The organism is Sphingomonas sp. CCH9-E2 (genome assembly GCF_001557215.1).
Classification (GTDB): Bacteria; Pseudomonadota; Alphaproteobacteria; order Sphingomonadales; family Sphingomonadaceae; genus Sphingomonas.
In genome coordinates, this window is sequence record NZ_LSJM01000164.1 from 1 (window position 1) to 4,537 (window position 4,537).

The 4,537-nt window shown below is 68.8% G+C and carries 4 protein-coding genes; 3 read left to right on the forward strand and 1 reads right to left on the reverse strand.

The window, feature by feature from the left end; all coding sequences use genetic code 11:
- Positions 1-77 precede the first annotated feature (77 nt).
- Positions 78-1,334: an alpha/beta hydrolase family protein gene (locus AX681_RS08500; RefSeq protein ID WP_066682058.1), complete on the reverse strand. Its 1,257-nt coding sequence runs from the start codon at positions 1,332-1,334 to the stop codon at positions 78-80.
- Positions 1,335-1,392: 58 nt separating this feature from the next.
- Here AX681_RS08500 and AX681_RS08505 point away from each other — a divergent pair, with 58 nt between their 5' ends.
- From AX681_RS08505 to AX681_RS08515, 3 genes are all read left to right on the forward strand, one after another.
- Positions 1,393-2,784 (forward strand): MmgE/PrpD family protein, encoded by a 1,392-nt coding sequence (locus AX681_RS08505; RefSeq protein ID WP_066664957.1) that lies wholly within the window; start codon positions 1,393-1,395, stop codon positions 2,782-2,784.
- Between the two features lie 33 nt (positions 2,785-2,817).
- Positions 2,818-4,242, forward strand: a complete 1,425-nt coding sequence (locus AX681_RS08510) for an aldehyde dehydrogenase (protein WP_066664955.1) — start codon at positions 2,818-2,820, stop codon at positions 4,240-4,242.
- Positions 4,243-4,246: 4 nt separating this feature from the next.
- The coding region (locus tag AX681_RS08515) for a DUF3237 family protein (RefSeq protein ID WP_156456060.1) at positions 4,247-4,537 on the forward strand (291 nt) is incomplete at its 3' end.

Here is a 4,537-nt window from a genome sequence, read left to right on the forward strand (position 1 = left end):
GGCCGTCTGCGCGGCCGCCCCTCCACCACCGCCTGCGGCGGCGGTCCCCCTCCCCCAGCGAGCTGGGGGAGGAATAACTAGCGACACTTCCCCCCGCGCCAGCATGGACGCAGCATCGGGGCGGGCTGATGGGGGACAAAAGCAGCCGGGGTCTGTGGCCATTTTCCGGTCGTGAGGCGCGTGTCGAGATAGCGGATCGTCGCGAGCACCGTCGCGGTGTCGAAGGTGCAATGGCCCGCCGCGTTGACATAGAGGCTCTTCACATCGCCGCGCGCCGCCTCCGCATAGCCGCGCTGCATCGCCGGGGCGGTGAGCCCGTCGCCGATCGTCTGCACCGCGACCAGCGGCACCAGCGGGCGGGCATTTGGGGTGTAGTTGGCGCGCATATAGGCGACCGCCTTGGGGGCGGCGACGATGCGCTGACCCGCATTGAGGGTGGCGAGATCGGCGTCGAGCTTGAGCCCGGCTTCGCGGTAGAGCGCTTCGACCATCGCGCGACGGCCCGAGCGGGCGAGCTGCGCGCGATAATCGATGCCGGTGTTCCAGCTGAATGTGCCGCCCGCGCGCTGTTCCTGATCGGTGCGGGGGAGATAGACGCCCATGACGAACGATCTGGCGATCTCGTCGGCCTGCGCGGCATAGTCGGTGGCGGCCGGCTGGGGCTTGTCGCGGCTGGTCCAGCCGGGGATGCCCGCCAGGACGCCAGCGAGCGCAATGCGGGCGCGACCCTGCGGGGTCTTTGCGGCTTCGGCCAGCGCGTCGGCGACGCGCTTGCCGTTGACGCGGTCGTCGTCGATGCCGGTGACGCGGATGCCGGCACCGGGGGCGACCAATGTGCGGAAGGCGTAAGCACCGTCGAGCGCCATGTTCATCATGCCGAGCGCCCCGCCGATCGACGCACACATCGGTGCAGCGCCGTCGATCCCACTGCCCCTTGTCTCGGCCAAAGCGGTGCTGACGAGGCCGCCCATCGAGCTTCCCCAGGCGATGACGCGTTTCGGCTTGCCATGTTTCGCGGCGAATGCGGCGATGGTGGCGCGCTGGGCCGGAACGGCTTGCTCAAGCGCCCAGCCGCCGCTGCCATAGTCAGACCCGGCGATGGCGTAGCCCGCGTCGAGCAGCGCCTGCCGGTGTTGTTTGGGGGCGGGATCGGGGTTGCCCGCGCTTGGGGAATAGCCGCGGCTGTAGAGCAGCAGCGTGCCGTTCCAGTTCGTCGGAACCTCGGCCGACCAGCGCGCGCCGCCGGGCAGGGTTTGCGCAAGCTGCTCTTGCCGCGCTACCCCCGGCAGCGTCATCGCCAGCATCGTCACCGCCGCAATTGCGCCCATCCGCATCGCCCTCTCCTCTTTTCGCTTGCGTTTCCGATAAAGCCGATGAAAGCGTTTGCATAGAATGTTTTGTGATAAAGCTATTTCGGCGATCATCGCGGCGCATTTCGCGGGGCTGACGCACGACACGCTGCCCGATGCGACGCGGCACGCGACGCGTCGGGCGCTGCTGGATGCGGTCGGGGTGACGCTGGGCGCGTCCGGGCTTGGCGAGGATGCGGCGCCTTATCGCCGCCATGCCGAAGCGGTTTCCGGCCCGTCGCGGCTGATCGGATTCGATGGGTCGAGCACCCCGGCACTGGCCGCCCTCGCCAATGGCGCACTCGCGCACCAGCTCGATTTCGGCGACACGTTCGATGCGGGGCCGGCGCATCCCAATGCGGCGTTGGTCCCTGCCCTGCTGGCACTCGCCGATGCGCGGCCCGAATTGGCGTTCGGTGCGTTTCTGGTCGCGATGGCGGCGGGGAGCGATCTGGCCTGTCGCCTGTCGATCGCTGCGCCGCGTCCATATGAGGAAGGCGGCTGGTACCCCCCGCCTCTGGTCAATCTGATCGCCACGGCGACGGCCTGTGCGCGGTTTATCGGGCTGGACGCCGACGGCATCCGCCATGCGATGGGAATGGCGCTGTTGCAGGGCAGTTTTCCCAGCGAGATCAAATATGACGCGACCTCGCCGATCCGGGGGGTACGCGAAGGGCTGGTCGCGCGCGCCGCGGTCGAGGCCGCGTTGCTGGCCGAAGCGGGTGCGACCGCCTTTGCCGAGCCGCTGGAGGGACGTGCGGGGTTCTTTGCGATCTATGGCGGGGGAGCGCCACGCGACGCGCTGCTCGACGGGCTGGGCGAGACGTTTCTGGGCGATCAGGTCAGCTTCAAGCCGTGGCCGGCGTGCCGAGGGACGCATCCCTATATCGAGGCGGCTTTGGTGCTGCGCGACCGGGTCGATCCGGGCCGGGTGGCGCGTATCGAGGCGGAGACCGGGCCGATCCAGGAGATGCTGATCCGCCCGCAGCCGGTAAAGGCTGAGCCGGGCCGCGCGATCGAGGCAAAATTCTCGATTCCTTACACCGTTGCGGCAGCGCTGATCGACGGCGCGGTAACGCTCGACAGCTTCACGGCGGCGCGGATCGCCGATCCCGCCACCCGCGCGCTGGCGCACAAGGTGGTCGAGCGGCGCAATCCCGACTGGGGCCGGAGCGAGGCGGCGAGCGGGTCGCTGACGATCACGCTCGACGACGGCACCACCCTCGCCCATCGCGTGATGCAGGCGGCGGGGCATCCCGACCGGCCGATGGACGATGCGGCGCTGATCGCCAAATTCGTCGACTGCGCCGCGCATGCCGCGCGGCCGATCGAGGCCGGGTGCGCACGGGAACAGGCCGAGCGCATCCTCGCCCTTTCGGCCGACGTCCCGGCACACCAGATCATCGATTCAGCCGCTTGCATGGCCGATTTTTAGGTTATATAGCATAACAATATAAAGGAGAGGTTCATGGCCACCATCGCACCGCCGGCTCCCGGCGTCACCTTTACCCGTCTGAACCCGGTCACCGGCGCCGTCGCGACCGAGGCGAAGGCATTCAGCGTTGCCGACGCGAACGAAGCCGTGGAAGCCGCCGCCGCCGCCTTCCCGGCCTGGTCGGCACTCGGCCCCAATGCCCGCCGCGCCGCACTGAGCAAGGCCGCCGACGCGCTCGCCGCCAGGGCCGACCCGTTCGTCGATGCGATGATGGGCGAGATCGGCGCGACCGAGGGCTGGGCGCGGTTCAACTTGATGCTCGCGGTCGGCATGGTGCGCGAAGCCGCTGCGCTGACCACCCAGATCGGTGGCGAAGTGATCCCGTCGGACAAGCCCGGCTGCATCGCGATGGCGCTGCGCGAACCGGTCGGCGTGATGCTGGGCATCGCGCCGTGGAACGCGCCGATCATCCTGGGCGTGCGCGCGGTCGCGGTGCCGCTGGCGTGCGGCAACACCGTGGTGCTCAAGGCGAGCGAGCAATGCCCGCGCACCCATAGCCTGATCGCCGAAGCGTTCGACGAAGCGCTGCCCAAGGGTGCGGTGAGCATCGTCACCAACGCGCCCGCCGATGCCGGCGAGATCGTCGGCGCCCTGATCGACAATCCGCATGTGCGCCGCATCAACTTCACCGGATCGACGGCGGTCGGCCGCATCATCGCCAAGCGCGCGGCGGAGCATTTGAAGCCGGTCCTGCTCGAACTGGGCGGCAAGGCACCGCTGATCGTGCTGGAGGACGCCGATCTGGACGAGGCGGTCAAGGCTGCTGCGTTCGGCGCGTTCATGAACCAGGGCCAGATCTGCATGTCGACCGAGCGGATCATCGTCGTCGACAGCGTCGCCGATGCGTTCGTCGAGAAATTTGCGGCCAAGGTCGGCACGATGGCGGTCGGCGACCCGCGCGAGGGCAAGACGCCGTTGGGCGCTGTCGTGGACCAGAAGACCGTCGATCACTGCAAATCGCTGATCGCCGACGCGGTGTCGCATGGCGCGGTGCAGGTCAATGGCGGCGACGCGAATGGCGTGCTGATGCCGGCGCATGTCATCGACAAGGTGACGCCGGAGATGAAGCTGTTCCGCGACGAAAGCTTTGGTCCGGTTGTCGGCGTGATCCGCGCGCGCGACGAGGCGCATGCAATCGAACTGGCCAACGACACCGAATATGGCCTGTCGGCGTCGGTCTTCACCCGCGACACCGCGCGCGGCCTGAAGGTCGCGAAGCAGATCAAGTCGGGCATCTGCCACGTCAACGGCCCGACCGTGCACGACGAGGCGCAGATGCCATTCGGCGGGGTCAAGGCGTCGGGCTATGGCAAGTTCGGCGGCCGCGCGGGCATCGACAGCTTTACCGAACTGCGCTGGATCACGATCGAGACCGAAGCGGGTCACTATCCGATCTGATCCGATGGCCGCGCTCTCCCCTTCCCTCGCCGTCGCCGCGCTTGCGGGCATCGGGCTGGCCGCTGGCCAGTCCGCCCCTGCCCCCACGCTGACCTACGCCTTTTCGGCGCGGGTCGAGGTGGCGCCGCCGGTCGAGCAGGGCGAGATCGATGGCGCGCGCAAGCGGTTCATCCCGATCACCGGCGGCACCGTGACCGGCCCGCGCCTGACCGGCACGGTGCTGCCCGGCGGCGGCGACTGGCAGGCGATCTATGCCGGCGGGGTGACCAAGGTCGAGGCGCGCTACTTCCTCAAG

Bases quoted from the DNA above. Each gene is read 5' to 3' on its own strand.
- AX681_RS08510 (WP_066664955.1), top strand. From the start codon at position 2,818: ATGGCCACCATCGCACCGCCGGCTCCCGGCGTCACCTTTACCCGTCTG.
- AX681_RS08500 (WP_066682058.1), bottom strand. From the start codon at position 1,334: ATGCGGATGGGCGCAATTGCGGCGGTGACGATGCTGGCGATGACGCTG.
- AX681_RS08505 (WP_066664957.1), top strand. From the start codon at position 1,393: ATGTTTTGTGATAAAGCTATTTCGGCGATCATCGCGGCGCATTTCGCG.